This window comes from Streptomyces sp. NPDC015032, from assembly GCF_043080425.1.
Lineage (GTDB): Bacteria > Actinomycetota > Actinomycetes > Streptomycetales > Streptomycetaceae > Streptomyces.
This window is the reverse complement of record NZ_JBIBVN010000052.1, coordinates 1-14886: the sequence shown is the minus strand read 5'-3', so window position 1 is coordinate 14886 and position 14886 is coordinate 1. Positions and strand designations below refer to the sequence as shown.

General features: G+C 69.9%; 14 protein-coding genes and 2 pseudogenes. 8 read left to right on the top strand and 8 right to left on the bottom strand.

What is annotated here, in order from left to right:
• The first annotated feature begins 481 nt into the window (after window positions 1–481).
• Both ACF08M_RS37470 and ACF08M_RS37465 read left to right on the top strand, forming a co-directional pair.
• On the top strand, window positions 482–1390 hold the full coding sequence (locus ACF08M_RS37470) for an MBL fold metallo-hydrolase (RefSeq protein WP_392189805.1): 909 nt from the start codon (window positions 482–484) through the stop codon (window positions 1388–1390).
• Window positions 1391–1582: 192 nt separating this feature from the next.
• Window positions 1583–2269 (top strand): SDR family NAD(P)-dependent oxidoreductase, encoded by a 687-nt coding sequence (locus ACF08M_RS37465; RefSeq protein WP_392189772.1) that lies wholly within the window; start codon window positions 1583–1585, stop codon window positions 2267–2269.
• 113 nt (window positions 2270–2382) lie between these two features.
• Here the strand turns inward: ACF08M_RS37465 and ACF08M_RS37460 are convergent, their stop codons facing one another.
• Entirely contained in the window at window positions 2383–3216 is an 834-nt protein-coding gene (locus ACF08M_RS37460; RefSeq protein ID WP_392189771.1) for an alpha/beta fold hydrolase, read from the bottom strand.
• A 527-nt stretch (window positions 3217–3743) separates the two neighbouring features.
• Window positions 3744–4416, bottom strand: a pseudogene (locus tag ACF08M_RS37455) (IS6 family transposase); the annotation flags it as partial.
• A 550-nt stretch (window positions 4417–4966) separates the two neighbouring features.
• Between ACF08M_RS37455 and ACF08M_RS37450 the strand changes: the two are divergent.
• Together ACF08M_RS37450 and ACF08M_RS37445 are read left to right on the top strand one after the other, a co-directional pair.
• Window positions 4967–5443, top strand: coding sequence for a PadR family transcriptional regulator (locus ACF08M_RS37450; RefSeq protein ID WP_392189770.1), 477 nt, complete (start codon window positions 4967–4969; stop codon window positions 5441–5443).
• A gap of 108 nt (window positions 5444–5551) precedes the next feature.
• Complete coding sequence (locus ACF08M_RS37445; protein WP_392189769.1) at window positions 5552–6622, top strand: hypothetical protein; 1071 nt, start codon at window positions 5552–5554, stop codon at window positions 6620–6622.
• A gap of 111 nt (window positions 6623–6733) precedes the next feature.
• On the opposite strand, the gene ACF08M_RS37440 is transcribed toward ACF08M_RS37445, so the two are convergent.
• The 6 genes and pseudogenes from ACF08M_RS37440 to ACF08M_RS37415 all read right to left on the bottom strand — a co-directional run.
• The gene (locus ACF08M_RS37440; RefSeq protein ID WP_392189768.1) at window positions 6734–7246 is read right to left on the bottom strand and encodes a hypothetical protein; all 513 of its coding nucleotides are present in this window, start codon (window positions 7244–7246) and stop codon (window positions 6734–6736) included.
• Window positions 7247–7310: 64 nt separating this feature from the next.
• A complete protein-coding gene (locus tag ACF08M_RS37435) occupies window positions 7311–7631 on the bottom strand; it encodes an NADAR family protein (protein ID WP_392189767.1) in 321 nt (106 codons plus the stop codon).
• Between the two features lie 686 nt (window positions 7632–8317).
• Entirely contained in the window at window positions 8318–8596 is a 279-nt protein-coding gene (locus ACF08M_RS37430; protein WP_392189804.1) for a GFA family protein, read from the bottom strand.
• 554 nt (window positions 8597–9150) lie between these two features.
• Entirely contained in the window at window positions 9151–10662 is a 1512-nt protein-coding gene (locus ACF08M_RS37425) for an ABC transporter ATP-binding protein (RefSeq protein WP_392189766.1), read from the bottom strand.
• Window positions 10659–11507 carry an ABC transporter permease gene (locus tag ACF08M_RS37420; RefSeq protein ID WP_392189765.1) on the bottom strand — a complete coding sequence of 283 codons (849 nt, stop codon included), beginning with the start codon at window positions 11505–11507 and terminating at the stop codon, window positions 10659–10661. Before ACF08M_RS37420 ends, ACF08M_RS37425 begins: the two co-directional genes overlap by 4 nt.
• Window positions 11504–11758: pseudogene (locus tag ACF08M_RS37415) on the bottom strand (ABC transporter permease subunit); the annotation flags it as partial. The gene ACF08M_RS37420 and the pseudogene ACF08M_RS37415, both read right to left, overlap by 4 nt.
• Window positions 11759–11776: 18 nt before the next feature.
• On the opposite strand from ACF08M_RS37415, the gene ACF08M_RS37410 reads away from it, so the two are divergent.
• The 4 genes from ACF08M_RS37410 (at window position 11777) to ACF08M_RS37395 (ending at window position 14808) form a co-directional block, all read left to right on the top strand.
• Window positions 11777–12553: a hypothetical protein gene (locus tag ACF08M_RS37410; protein WP_392189806.1), complete on the top strand. Its 777-nt coding sequence runs from the start codon at window positions 11777–11779 to the stop codon at window positions 12551–12553.
• A gap of 396 nt (window positions 12554–12949) precedes the next feature.
• Window positions 12950–13909, top strand: coding sequence for a hydroxymethylbilane synthase (gene hemC, locus ACF08M_RS37405; RefSeq protein ID WP_392189764.1), 960 nt, complete (start codon window positions 12950–12952; stop codon window positions 13907–13909).
• A gap of 179 nt (window positions 13910–14088) precedes the next feature.
• A complete protein-coding gene (locus tag ACF08M_RS37400; RefSeq protein WP_392189763.1) occupies window positions 14089–14436 on the top strand; it encodes a glycosyltransferase family 2 protein in 348 nt (115 codons plus the stop codon).
• Between the two features lie 66 nt (window positions 14437–14502).
• Window positions 14503–14808 carry a transposase gene (locus tag ACF08M_RS37395; protein ID WP_392189762.1) on the top strand — a complete coding sequence of 102 codons (306 nt, stop codon included), beginning with the start codon at window positions 14503–14505 and terminating at the stop codon, window positions 14806–14808.
• Window positions 14809–14886: the final 78 nt, after the last annotated feature.

Genomic DNA, 14886 nt, shown 5'->3' with positions numbered 1-14886 from the left:
ACGCGGCGCGGACGCGGGAGTTTCTCCCGGCGACCGGACGGCCTCGCCCCCGCCCGCGTGGCCGCGGACGCGGGCGAACGGGGGGCTGATGGGCGCGCTTGGCGACAGCGCGGACGGCGCGACGTACCGGCAGGAGCCCGAGGCCGAGGACTCCTTGTGCCATGCCGCGGTGCGGGGTGAGGGAAGTCGTCCGCAGTCATGCGCCCCGGGACGAGGGGCCTGCATTGTCAGCACACCTGAACTGCCGCGCTCTTTGCCACGCTGAGCACGAAGCGATCATTCCGCTGGTGACCCCACCCTCTTCTGTGACAGGAGCCGAGCGATGCACAGTGACCAGCCTCTACGCCCCATGAACCGGCGCGGATTCATAGGAGCCGCAGCGGGCATCAGCGCAGGGTTCGGAGCGGCCGCGCTGCTCGATGGTGGTCGGGCGCTCACCAGCGGCACCCATGGCACACCCGCCGCCACCTCCGAGCAGGCGATGCAGGCGTCCACGATCACGCTCGGCAATGTCACCATCAGCCGCGTAGTGGAGTACACGGGCCCGGTGGGAATGACGTCGCGTGAGTTCTTCCCGGACAGCCCGGAGAAACTGTGGCGGCAGAATCGCTCCTGGCTCAGTCCGGACTTCTGGAACCCCGACACGGACGCCGTCCGCATCGCGCTGCAGACGTGGGTGCTGCGCAGCGAAGGCAGGACGATCCTGATCGACACAGGTGCCGGAAACGACAAGTTCCGCCCGTACGCGAAGACGTGGCAGTACCTGGACACCGGCTTCCTGCGTCGCCTGTTCCGAGCCGGGGTGCGCCCGCAGGACGTCGACATCGTCGTGAACACCCATCTGCACAACGATCACGTCGGCTGGAACACCCGACGTCAGGGCCGGGACTGGGTCCCCACCTTCCCGAACGCCACCTACCTGATCCCCGAGACCGAGTTCACATTCTGGTCCCCGGAGCACCGGAGCAAGGCCAAGGATCCGAAGGCCGCCCTGAACGTGTGGGAAGATAGCATCCTGCCTGTGCACCAAGCCGGTCTGGTGAAGCTGTGGGCTGGCAGCCATACCATCGACGGCAACCTGACGCTGGACCTCGCCCCCGGTCACACCCCCGGCTCCTCCGTGGTCCGGCTGCAGTCGGGAGGCGACAGAGCGGTGTTCGCCGGCGATCTGCTGCACACGCCGTTGCAGCTCGAACACCCCGAGTTCGACAGTTGCTTCGAGGAAGACGAGAAACAGGCGCGCACAACGCGACGGCGCACGCTGGAGTGGGCCGCCGACCATAAAGTGCTCGTGCTACCGGCGCACCTGTGCGGTCACGGCGCCGTCGAGATCGCCCGCAGCGGGAGCCGCTTCAGGATCAAGAAGTGGGCGGGATTCAGCCGTATCTGACGCCCTGCCAACGGCGGCCTTGCGCGAGGCTGGCATTCAGGATATCCCCAAGGGAACGGGTAACGGGCCGCAGCCGCCCCGGATCTGCGACGTGCGGCCCGGCCGAGGTTGGTGCAGCCAACTCATCCGTACACCGGGGCTCCTGGTTCCCCGCGCGTCATAGCACCCCATTTACCTACCCGAAGGGAAAGCATGACCACGTCAGTTGTCATTGGCGGTAGCGGCGGTCTCGGACGTGAAGTCGCCCGCCGATTCGCCGACCGCGGCGATTCCGTCGTCGTCACCAGCCGTGACCGAGCGAGGGCACAGGCGACCGCGGAGAGGATCGGAGGCGCGACCCGCGGCCTGGCCGTCGACCTTGCCCAGCCCGAGACGATCCTCCCGGCCCTCGCCAGCGTCACCGAGGTCGACCAACTGGTCCTCACGGCCATGGATCCCGCACCGAACTCCTTGGCCGAGTTCGATGTCGAAGACGCTGTCCGCTCCGTGACCATCAAACTCGTCGGGTACGCCGAAGCAGTTCGTGCGTTGCGGGACCGCTTCCATCCGGCCGCCTCCGTCGTGCTCTTCGGCGGCATGGCGAAGGAACGCCCCTACCCCGGCTCCACCATGGTGACCACCTTCAATGCCGGGCTGTCAGGCCTGGTCAAAACCCTCGCCGTCGAGCTGGCGCCACACAGGATCAACGCCCTGCACCCCGGCGTGGTCGGAGACAGCCCCAGGTGGCAGGAGGTCACGGATCATCCACATGAACGGCGCACCCCCATCGGGCGGCTGGTGACGAGGGCCGAGATAGCCGACGCCACCGACTTCCTCCTGCGCAACACGGGCATGAACGCGCATGATCTCCATGTCGACGGTGGGCTCCTCGTCGCATGAGGGAGTGCCTGATGTGAGACCCACACGGTGGACCGTACCGTCAGCGTTCGGTACGCGGCAGGGGCCCGTCGGCGCGCACGTGCCGGCGGGCCCCTGCGCGGTGCGGGAGGGGGTTACTTGGCGAGGAAGGTGAGGAGCGCGGTGTTGACTTCGTCGGAGTGTGTCCACAGGAGCCCGTGCGGGGCGCCCTCGATCTCGATGTAATCGGCGTGGGGTACGGCCCGGTGGAAGGGGCGACCGGTGGCGTCGATGGGGAGAACGCGGTCGCCTGTGCCGTGCAGGATGAGCGCCGGCACTTCGATCTTGGACACGTCGCCGCGGAAGTCGGTCGTCCAGGTGGGGACGCAGGCGCTGGAGGCGTGGGGGGAGGCCCCGGCCGCCGTGTTCCAACTGGCGCGGACAACCTCGTCGCTGATGCGGGTGCCGAGGTATTCGTCGAGGTTGTAGAAGTCCCGGTAGAAGTCGGTGAAGTAGGCGTAGCGATCTTTGGAGACGGCTTCCAGGATGCCTTCGAAGACGCTCCCGTCGACTCCGGTGGGGTTGCCGTCGGTCTTGAGGAGGAAGGGCTCCAGAGAGGCCAAGAAAGCGGCCTTGGCCACGCGGCCGGAGCCGTACGTCGCGAGGTAGCGGGCGACTTCGCCGGTGCCCATGGAGAAACCGACCAGCACGGTGTCGGTCAGCTCCAAGGTCTCCATAAGGGTGTTGAGGTCGGCGGCGAAAGTGTCGTAGTCGTAACCGGCTGTGGGGCGGCCGGACCTGCCGAAGCCGCGGCGGTCGTAGGTGATGACGCGGTACCCGGCCTCCAGAAGGGCCTTGGTCTGCCTCTCCCAGGAATCGCCGTTGAGCGGGTAGCCGTGGATCAGCAGAACCGGCTGTCCCGACCCGTGGTCCTCGTAGTAGATGTCGATGTCGGTGCTATTCTCGCGGCCGACGGTGATGTACGACATGACGGTCTCCTTGATGAAAGCGATGCGGTGGTGGGAAGGGCGGGACCGGTACGGCGGCAGCCCGCCGTCCCCGTCCGTGGTGCGGACCGCCGCTTGGCGCCATTCGCCCGGATGGGCGACCCGCGGGACTCCTCCGCCGTGGTCTGGGAGGTTCCATCCCGTCTGCCCCTCGGCCCCGCGGGGCAGACGGTCCTTCCGCCACCCGCGGGTTGATCACTCGCCGACAGCTTGGCAAATTCCGCAGCAACCTGGATGTGCTCACTGCGCACATCCCTGGCCCGACAGCGCAGAACAACGGTGGGGCACTCGCTTACGCCGCCGGTGGCGAGGGCAACCGTGTCGAGCATGCTTTCGGGAGCGTGCTCGACGGCCCACGGTGGGTCAGGCCCGCGTGGCCGACCCCAGGCGGGGGCACTGTCACGTTGGTGAGGGGTGGGGGTGTCTGATGGTGTGTCGGGGTGTGGGTCGGCCTCGGGTGGCGGTCTGGGGCAGGCCGTTGTGGGCAGGGCGGCGCGGCCGGTGGTCTGGTCCCAGATCGTGAATCGGGTACTCATCCAGGTGCGGTACTCGGTGGCGGTCATCAGGTGGCGGCGGGGTCGGAAAGTGGGGTGAGATGCCGCTGAACGCGGCCAGGAATCTCTGTGCTCCGCCGACCGAGCGAAAGCCCTTCATGGCGCGTTCGCGCTGCCCGGTGGGCTGGTGGGAGTTCTCGGCCCGGTTGTTCAGGCCCTTGTGGGAGCGGTGCTCCACCAGCGGCATCGCCTCGCGGTGGGCGGCACCGTAGGAGCGGAGCTTGTCGGTGACGATCACTCGTGGCACCGACTGGGCGACCTTCATCAGCTTCCTGCAGAACCGCTTGGCCGCGGCCTTGTCGCGGCGGTTCTGCACGAGTACGTCGAGCACGTTGTCGTCGGCATCCACCGCCCGCCACAGGTACTTCCGCTCACCGTTGATCTTCACGAAGACCTCGTCCAGGTGCCATTTGTCCCCCGAGCGGGGGCGCCGGCGGCGCAGCGCGTTGGCGTAAGCCTGCCCGAACTTCAGGCACCACCGCCGGACGGTCTCGTGGGAGACGACCACGCCGCGCTCCAGCATCAGCTCCTCGACCTCGCGGAAGCTGAGCGGGAAGCGGAAGTACAGCCACACGCAGTGCGAGATGATCTCCACCGGGTACCGGTGACCCTTGGACGACGGCGGCACACTCTCCACAGACGGTCCTCGCCTGCCCGATCAACCCCAAGATCATCCCACGTCGTCAGCCAACGTGACAGTGCCATCCAACCGCCTACGAACAGCACCAATGCACCCACACATCAGTGACACACAAACCCGAACATCCCAGTGACACCACCACCGAACCTCACACCGCAGGACCAGACGGTATTCGCGGCTCCGCGCAGCGTCGACGTGATCGTGCATCAGGCGAAGAAGGACGGGGGCGTGGTGGGTCCTGCGTACTTGACATCTCCACTAGTCTGAGATTCAGAATAGTGGGAGAGCGCGAATGGTCGGGCAGCGGGCCTGGGAGGGCTCCGGGCCTCCTGCCCATGTCCCCCTGGCTGCTGATCACTGCAGGCGCCCGGCATCCGGAACGGCGGATGCCGGAGTCCGGGCCGGCAGGTGGCCGGACGGACCGGTGGGCGTATCCCCGTCGGCCCCGGGGGGCATCCCGCTCGGGCGGGCGGACGAGAGCGTATGCGGCAAGGAAGGGGACGGTCGGACAGTGGCGGCGGACACCAAGGGAGCGTGGGTGCGGGCAGTGCTCCCGCTCTGCCTGCTCGGCGCACTGCGGCACGAGGAGAGTTACGGCTACGCGCTCCTTCAGCAACTGACCGCGGCCGGGTTGGAGTCCGTCAAGCCGGCGACGCTGTACCCGGCGCTGAACCGGCTCGCTGAGGACGGCGCGGTGGAGGTCCACTGGCGCGCGGGCGAGGGCGGGCCGGGACGCAAGTGCTACCGCATCACGCAGGTCGGCCGGGAGCGGCTCGACGCTGAGTGGTCGGCGTGGGAGAACTTCGGCGCGTCCGTCTCCCGCCTGCTGACCGGCCCGGTGCCGGCATCCTCCCCACCCGGTGCCACAACCCCACCCGGGGCCCCTGCCGCGCACCCGGCACCCACCGCAATGCCGGACCCCGTCGGCGCACGGCCGCTTGGGGCTGGGCCACACGGGAGCGGGCCCGCCGACATGCAGCCGACCGACGCACAACAGCCCGGCATGAGCACATGACCCCGCGTCGGCGCACCAGCGCACCGGCCGACCGGACACCGTCCGCACCGTGGACTGCACCGGTCGGCAGACCCTAGGGACCGACGGATGACGAGGACAGGACCGAAGGTGACAACACAGCAGCAGAGGCTCGGGCAGGACGACCCCGAACAGTCGGGGAGCGAGGTGGCGCCCCGAACGTGGCCCCGGGAGGAGGACGAGCGGTGGGCGGGCAGGTTCCGGCTCCATTTGCTCCTGCGGCACGACCCCCCGGACGGGCTGGGCGGCCAAGTGGTCGACGAGGTGTACGAGGCCGTCACCGACTCCGGCCGCAGCGCGCACGAACTCTTCGGTGATGCCGACGACTTCGCCGCCCAGGTGGCCGCCGAACGGATCGACGACGCGCACCGGAGCCACCGCGACATGCACGGCGTCACGCCCGGCGAGGGATTCCGCGGGGGACTGCTCGTCCTCGGCGCGGTCGGCGTGTGGCTGTCTGCGCAACGCTGGTTCAGCAGCGGTCTGGAGTTCACGATCGGCTGGCCGGAGCTCGTCGGCATCCCCCTGATCGGCACGGTGGTGTTACTGATCGTCGTCGCGCTGACGCTGCGAACCGCGGGTCGCCCGCGCGGGGTGTGGACGGCGATCGTCGGAGCCGTCGTGATGGTGACGGTTGCCGCCCTGGCCATCTCCCTCCCTGACGGGCCGCTGTTCTCCGCGCCGGCGCCCGCCGTGGTGGCCCTCTCCGCGCTGCCCGCCGTGATCGGTTGGCTGCTGCCGGAGGAACGGGTGAGTCGCTGGTTCAACGGCCCGGAGGCGGCACACCACGACGACGAGGCGTGGCTGCGCCGGCTCGATGGGGTACTGCGGGGCGCGTACGGCTTGTCCCCGAGGCAGGCTCAGGCCCATGTCGAGGAGGCCCGCGCCCATCTGGCCGCCTCCGGCGGAGAAGCCCACGAACAGTTCGGAACCCCGCAGGTGTACGCGCTGCGGCTGGCCGACGGGCCTGGCGCGTCCCGCCGTGCGGCCCGCCGGAAGCTGAGGTCCGGCCTACTGTTCCTGCCCCTCGTGGCCATCACCCTCTCGGAGGTCATCGACGATCCCGATCCAGGCTCCGTCTCCACCTGGGTGCTGCCCCCCGCAGCCCTCCTGTGGGCCTGGTCCCTGTGGGGCCACCACCGCGACACCCGCTCGTCCTGACCCTCGCCGACCGCACCCCACATCGGGTCCCGCCCCGTTATGTTCTTCGCGGTCCTGCAAGAGGGCCGCTGGCCTCCGGGCGCAGCTTCACTGATCTGGCAAACGTGCAGGTCATAGGGGTTCGACTCTTCGGGGTCGGGCCCCCTTCCCCTGCACGGCGGCGTCCAGCTCGCCTTGAGTTTCCTGGCTGGCCCCGGCCAGGTCGGCGATCTCCCGGCACACCCGGGTCACCACGACCACGGATTCGACCTTCCGCGCATCGGCTAGCCGACGCAGCAGCCCTCGGGCCCGGGCATCCGTATCCGGTCCCTTCCTGGCCTTGCCTGTGGCCCACTTCGCCGGAGGGGGTACGCTGCGGACCTGGACGATTCGTTCGACGGCCGGTGTCGACAGCCCCCGCTCCGTCACGCGCACTCGTCCAGGCCGAACCACTCCGTGGGCCGTGCGAACGCCTCGGTCCTCGCCCCACGCCGGGGCCACTGCCTGGTCCAGATGCACCCGCAGCCCGCCGTGCCGCCAGTGGATGTCGACCACGGAGCCGACCGGCACGCCGTCGGACTGGGCGAAGTCGAAGCGGGCCTGCTCGCCCCTGCCGTGAAGCCAGGTGGCGGCCGCAGCCTTCACGCGGTCGATGTCGGCCGTGGTCTTCTCCGGGTGAGTCGTGAGCGCGGGGCACGGGGTGGCGACTTCAGCGGTTCATGGACCGGGTGGCCATGAGCAGCTCGCCGAGCATGTGGGTGCCGAGGACTGTGGCGTGTGCGGGGCAGGTGCAGTCGTCCCAGAACTGGTCGTGCCAGTGGTTCGTCTCGACGAGCACGAGACCGCCGGTGGCGACAAGCCGCCGGGTAAGGTCGCTGTGCGGCGCGAGCTTGCTGCGCAGTACGTGCCGCATGGCGAGCATCCGGCCGCCGGTGTTCCAGTCCGGGCGGAGCGTCACGCGGCGACCGCGCCCTTTCGCCTCGCGCGGCGTGGGTGCGGCGAGCAGGTGAGCCTGCTCGGCGGGATTCATGGTCTTGAGCGCATTGGTGTCCCGGGCCCGGTCCAGCTGAAGGAGGTCCGGCGGAATCCGACCCAGGCCATGAGCGGACCACCGGAAAGGCGGGCGCAGTGGGGCAGGCGCATACTTCCCTGTCAAGTCATTGTGTTCACGTCTTGTGCCTCCTCAGCATGACGGCGCGCGGCGGTGGCTGTGGAAGGGATGGGACGGCCACCCAACGGTCTGGACGAGCAGTTCCTGTCAGGTCGACTGTGCCTTGTTCACCGGCGTGATGTAGGCCGCTTCGATGAAATTGATGAACCTGTTCGCGTTCCCGGTGCCGAGCATGTTCCGCTATGCGGCGGAACATGTGGCGGGCGGCTCTCAATTCATCACTGATGGACCCGATGCTCCCCTCACCCAGATTCTTCGTAGCCGCCCGGAATTCTCAACGTCCTGGGATGTGGTCTCACGCTTTCGTCTCGGCAGGCGTCGATGGCCAGAATTCGTCTAGGAAGTAGCCCAGCGCCTTTCTGGACTCGCTCCGGTTGAGCGTCCCCTGGACTGTCCTTGGACGGCCGCGCGGCACTCGCAGAGTTCTCCGTCATCCAGCTGAGCATGACCGCGGCGGGCCCCGGCCCGGGAGTTCGCGCCCTGCTCGCGGGCGAGAACGAGATGCGACCGGGGCCATCGAGGGAGCAGGTGGGGTTGACGGGCGGTCAACCGGCCGTGCTGTGCTCGGTCTCCGGCGCCGACGGCAGCCAGTGCACGGCGTTGTCGCGGAAGGACGCGTGGATCGGCACGAGGTCTGGGCCGCTGGTGTCGTCCAGGGCGGTGACGTTGATGCCCATCTCTGGGATGTCGCTGTCGATCGCCGCGAGGCGGCTGCCGCAGGTCGGGCAGAAGCCGCGTTTCGCCTCGCCTTCGAAGGTCTCGTACCAGGTTGGCTCGCCGCCCTCACCGGTCCAGGTGACCGTTTCGAATCCCACCCACCACATCACTGGTGTGCCGCCGAGCTTTTGACAGTGGCGGCAGACACAGGTGTGGGGGAAGACGGCCGGACCTCGAGTGGTGAAACGGATTCGGCCGCACAGGCAGCCGCCGGTACGTTCCCCGGCTGTTTCGGCTCCCTGGCCGTCGGCGGCGGGGGCGGCGTTCATCAGGTGATCTCCCGGACACGATGGGCAAGTTGGGCCCATCAGTGTGCCATCCGTTCCATGTTCGTCAGGACGCTGTTTGGCGGCTCTGGCGTGGCCCGGCCGCATGCGCCGATTGCAGAGGCGTCACGGGCCGGGCCACAAAACTGCGGCTCAGGGGCGTCCGAGGGCGCGGACGGTCATCCGGCGTCGCGCCAGGTGTCGGCGTTCAGGGTGCCGCGGCCGTCGATGACGCGCGGGATGGCGGTGCGGGCGGCGAGACGGTGCGGGTCGATGTGGGAGAACTGCGGCCACTCGGTGAGGTGCAGCAGCAGGTCGGCGTCTTGGACGGCGGGGCCCCGCTCACCCGCTTACGGCGTCGCCGAAGCACTGACCAACCGCAGCCCTGGACTGGGTCACACCGCGGGCAGAAGCTCGGTCGTGGGGCCGCTGGTAGTGATCCGGCCGGTGTCCATCAGGTGCGCTGTGTCGGTGTAGCGGGCGATCAGGTGGTGTTCGTGGGAGACCACGACGAGGGTTGTGCCGTGCTCTGCGCGCAGGCGGGTGAGGAGGTCCATGACGGCCGTGGCGGTGTCGTGGTCGAGGGCGGACGTGACCTCGTCGCACAGGAGGATGTCGGGGCCGGCGGCGAGGGCGCGGGCGATGGAGACCCGCTGGCGCTGGCCGCCGGACAGCTCGCTCGGGTAGCGGTCGGCGAAGTCGGCGGGGAGTTCCACCTGTTCGAGGAGTTCGGCGATCCGCGCGGGTGTTTCCTTCGCCGTGAGGGTGGTGTGGAGGCGCAGGGGGCGGGTCAGTTGCTTTCCGACGGTGCGCCGGGGGTTGAGGGCGGCGAGCGGGTTCTGCGGGACGAGCTGGATACGGCGCTGCTGTTCGCGGGTGCGGCGGCGGGCCGTGGCCGCCAGCTTCTCGCCGTCCAGGGTGAGGTGGCCGTTGGTTGGCGGGTGCAGTCCGGCGAGGACGCGGAGGAGGGTGGTCTTGCCGGATCCGGAGGGGCCGATCACGGCGGTGGCGGAGCCGGCCGGTGCGGTGAAGTCGATTCCGGTCAGGGCGGGGCGCCGCTCGCTTCCGCCGCGGAAGTAGACCTCGACATGCTGTGCGGACAGGGTCCGGCCGGACGTGTGCTCTGGTACGGCTGGCCGCTCCACCATGCGCTGCACGGGAGCGGGCGGCTGCGCGCGGGGCGGCGTGAGCTGAACGGTGTCGTCAGCGCACGCCTCGACCAGTGCGGGGTCGTGGGTGGCGATGACGATGGCGAGATTCCTGTCGGTGGCAAGGCGGCGCAACAGGTGGGCGATCTCGTCGCGCAGGGTGATGTCGAGTCCGGCGGTGGGTTCGTCCAGGAGGAGGATCTCCGGGGTGCGGGCGAGGGCACGGGCGAGGGCGACACGGCGCTGTTGTCCGCCGGACAGGGCGGTGGGCCGTCGGCCGAGGAGATCGGCGGGAAGGCTGCATTCCGTCAGCAGGGTGCCGACGGAGTCGGCGGAGGGGTCAGTGGCCAGTTCGGCGACCAGGCGGTGGACGGTCATGCGGGGGTTGAGTGCCGAGCCGGGGTCTTGGCCGACGTAGGCGACACGGGTGCGGCGCAGGTGTCGTAGCGCGTTCGGGGTGAGAGCGTGGGGCTGGGTGCCGAGGACGTCGAGAGTGCCGGCGGTAATCACGGCCCCGGCGGGGAGGTGGCCGATGAGGGCGCGCAGGAGCGTGGTCTTGCCGGACCCCGAGGCGCCGGTCAGGGCCGTGACCTGGCTGGGATGGACGGCAGCGGAGATGGCGGGCAGCAGGACCGTACCGTCGGGCAGGGCGATCTCCAGGCCGGTGACGGTCGCCACCGGCTGTGCGGGGTCGGCTTCCACGTCGGCCGTGTTGTCGGGCCGGGTGCGGGCCTGGTCCTGGTGGGCGAGGTCGCTCACGAGCGGGTCACCGCCTTCTGCGTGGTCTCGGGGGCCAGGGCCCGGGTGGCGAGGTTGACGGTGATGGCGACGGCGGCGATGGCGAGGCTCGGGGCGACGACGGCCCAGGGGTTGAGCAGGATGCCGGAGGCGTTCTCTCGGACCATCAACGACCAGTCGGAGGCCGGGGGTTGGGGGCCGATCTGGAGGAAGCCGGCCATGGAAATGACGTAGACAGCCTCGACGAACCGCAGGCCGAAGAGGGTCAGGACCGTGGAGCGCAGGTTGGGCAGCAGCTCGCGCAGGGCGATGTAGGCGGTGGACTCGCCACGGGTGACGGCCGCTTCGATGTAGCCAGCGGTGGTGAGCGGGGCGGCGGCAGCGGCGACGACCCGTACGGCGTAGGGGATTCCGAGGACAACTGCGGCGGCGATGACGGCCCAGCGTCCACCGCCGGGCCAGGCGAGCGCGATCAGCATGATGCCGAGCAGCGGCGGCAGCAGGATCGCGACATCGGCGCAGCGCTCGACGGCCCGGCCGAGCACGGGACGCAGGACGGCGAAGCAGCCGATGAGGGTGGCGGCCGCGGTCACCACGGCGGCCACGAGCAGCGCGCCCACGACGAGAAGGGTGCCGCCGTGCAGGAGGCGGCTGAGGACGTCACGGCCCAACTGGTCTCCGCCCAGCGGGGCGTCGGCACTCGGTGCGGCGAACGGCGCGGTGACCGGCGAGGCGAGGGAGTGCGGGGCCACCAGGGGGCCGGCGACGGTGAGAACGAGGGACAGGACGGCGACGGCGGCCGTTACCAGGGTGCGGGGGCGTCCCGTAGAGCTTCGTGCAACCGCTCGGGCGACGATCGTGGTCATGCGGGCTCTCCCAGGGTGGCCTCTCGGATCAGGTCCGCAGCGAGCAGGACGAGGCTGATGACGGCACCGGCGCAGGCGACGACCCCGGCGATCAGCGGGGTGTCGCGCGAGGCGACGGCACCGGCCAGCAGGTTGCCGATCCCCGGGTAGTTGAAGAGGGTCTCCACGACCACGGCTCCGCCGAGCAGCATGCCGGTGGTGGTGGCGAAGCCGGTGGCGATGGCGGGTACGGCGCCGGGCAACTGGTGGTGCAGGGGTTCGACGGGGTGATGATCACCCGCAGCGCGGCCGACATCGCACCGTCGTGGCGGGAGCAGCTCGCCGAGGGAGCGCGGCTGGTCGTGCCGCTGGAAATGGGCGGCTACACCCGCTCTCTCACCTTGGTCCGGCGTGGAGACGTGCTGCACACCGAGCACTGGACGTACTGCGGTTTCGTGCGGGACCGCGGTGCCGCCGCCCGCACCGCTCCCGCCGTCCCTCTGGCCGGCGGCGAGGTCACCGTGCGGTGGGAGGACGGAGCGCGCAGCGACACCGCCGGGCTCGATGAAGCGTTGCGCGGCCCCCGTCACGAGCTCACCACTGGCCTCGTGGTCCGGGGTACCCTCAATTTCGAGACCCTGCAGGTCTACGCCGCGACCACGCTGCCAGGGTTCTGTCGCCTGACTGCCCCCGAAGAGTCGACGCTGGTGGTGCAGCAGGACGCAGCCGCGATGCTGGCGGACGGCTCCCTCGCCTACCTGACCCATCGCCTGGTCAACGACGCCCCGAATCCGGCCGGCCGTCTCACCGAGTTCTTCATCCATGCCTACGGCCCGGCCGCCGACGCGCTGGCAAAGCGCTTCGCCGACTGCGTGCGCACCTGGGACCAGACGGTACGCGAGAGCGGCTACCCATCGATGACTGTCCACCCGGCCGGAACTCCCGTCGAGCAGCTACCGGTTGGTGATGTGCTCGACAAGCCCTTCGCGAGGGTCGTCTTCCAGTGGCCCGGCCGCGTTCCCGACGGGACGCCGGATCTGCTCACGGCAGGCCGCCGGCGTGCCTGACTCCCACAAGCTGATCACCACGCAGGCCGGGCCACCCGGCGGCGACGAGCCCGCGAGGAGTGGGCCGCCGGCCTTGTTCTCGCTGCCCGCACACCCTTCGTTCAGCGCATACCTGACCGGTGGCCGGGTGGTCCACATCTTCGGGATGAGGAGCCAGGGCTTGCCGAGCAGTTGGCGGAAGGACTTGCCGCCCTGGCGGACCTGCCACGAAGCGTGTCACCAACCTGGCCCGGCATACCGGTGGTCCGGTCATCATGCCCATGGCTGCCCTCAACCCGCGTACCCGGCCGCGACATTGACCACGCTGCTCCGGAGCTGCACCGGTGTCCACCACCTCGCCCTGCGCACCACCAGCTGGCCCACCGCCCGCCTCTCCGAAAGCCGGACCACCATCACATGACCAGCACCGTCACCACTCGGCCCTTGCGGCTGGGCACCCGCCCCAGCCCCATGGCCATGGAGCAGACCGGCCGGTTCGCCGCCCTCTTCCGCGACCGCCACCCCGACACTCCTCTGGACATCGTCACGATCACGTCCGAGGGCGACCGGCACCGCGGCCCGCTCTCCCAGATCGGCGGGAAGGGTGCCTTCACCCGGTCCGCCGACGCCCGCCTTCTCGACGGCAGGATCGACGCCGCCATCGCCTGCGCCAAAGACGTACCAGGCCCGCACGACCGCGCCCCGGGCATCACCGTCGGCGCGGTCCTGCCCCGCGAGGACGGCCGCGACGTCCTCGTGCTCCCCGCCTGGCACCCGCCGGCCACACTCGCCGGCCTGCCGCCCGGCACCCGGGTCGGCACCAGCGCACCCCGACGGGCAGCCCTCCTGCGCGCGCTCCACCCCGAGCTGGTGCCGGTTCCGATCAGGGGCAACGCGGACTCGCGGCTGTCCCGTCTCGATGCCGGAACTCTGGGTGTGGACGTCATGATTGCGGTGCTTGCCGGGCTGCGTCGGCTCGGGCTTGCCGACCGGGCCTCACAGATCCTCGACCCGACCCAGTGGCTGCCCGCATCGGGCGCGGGAATCGTGGCCATCGAGCACCGTGCCGACGACCGTGACACCGGAAGTCTGCTGGCCCCTCTCGCCCACGGTCCGACCCGCATCGTGCTGGGCGCCGAACGGGCCGCGCTCGCCACCCTGCACGGCAGCTGCTTGACCGCCGCGTCCGTCCACGCCATCCACGACCCAGTGGCCGAAAGCGTGACCGTGCATGCCGTCGTCCTGGACCCGCACGGCGGCACCCCGATCCGCACCACCACCTCGGGCCCCACCAACCAGGCAACCCGCACCGGACAGCGCGCGGGCCAGCAGCTCCTCGACGCGGGCGCAGCCGCCCTCCTGGGTGAATCGTCATGACAGGCCGCACAGCCCCGCGGAAGCGCCGGGCGGTGTTCGCTCCACCTCAGGATCCAGCCGGCCAGGGCCCCGGACTGCTCACCGGCGCCTCCGTTGCACCGCCGCCCGCCAGCCTCATGCCCCTTCTGGAAGACAACGTGCCAGCACGCCTCCCTGTCGTACAGGTAATCCTCTTGTCAATGAATGACAGGCCCGACCAGGAGTGCGCGGCTCAGGCCACGTTGATGGCCCAGCAAGGCGTCGATCTGCAGATCTGCGTTGTCGGCAACGGCTGCGTCCCCGACATTGTCCCTGCCGGGGCCCGCTCGGTGGCTCTGGAGACCAACATGGGTATTCCCGGGGGGCGCAACACCGGAGCCCGTGCACTCGCCGATACGAGCCGGCCCGACGGCTACCTGTTCTTTCTGGACAACGACGCGACCTTTCCCGCCGCCGATGTGCTCGCCCGGCTGGTCACTGAAGCGGACCAGCACCCCGAAGCCGCCTACGTCCAGCCGCGGCTGACCGGGCCGGACAATGTGACCTGAGGTTCCCCCGAGATGCGGGGAGAGGTGACAGCAGATCAGATGGGGCTCACGAGAGGAGCTCTGACGATGCCTGCCCCGAGGAAGTACCCGCTGGAGTTGCGTGAGCGTGCGGTGCGGATGTACCGCGCCTCCGAGCCGAAGCCCGTAATCCGCCGCATGGCCGAGGAACTCGGCGTGCACCACGAGGCCCTGCGCAACTGGATTCGCCAGGCAGAGGCCGATGCCGGCGAGCGAGGCGACCTGCTCACCACCGCCGAGCGTGAGGAGCTTGCCGCCCTGCGCAAGGAGAATGCCCAGCTCAAGCGTGCGAACGAGGTCCTGCGGACGGCCTCGGCTTTTTTCGCGGCCCAGCTCGACCCGACGCCCAGGTGACGGCGCTCGTCGACGAGCACCCGCATCTGGGGGTCGAGCCCGTACTCCGGGAACTGAACATCCCCTCCTCCACCTACT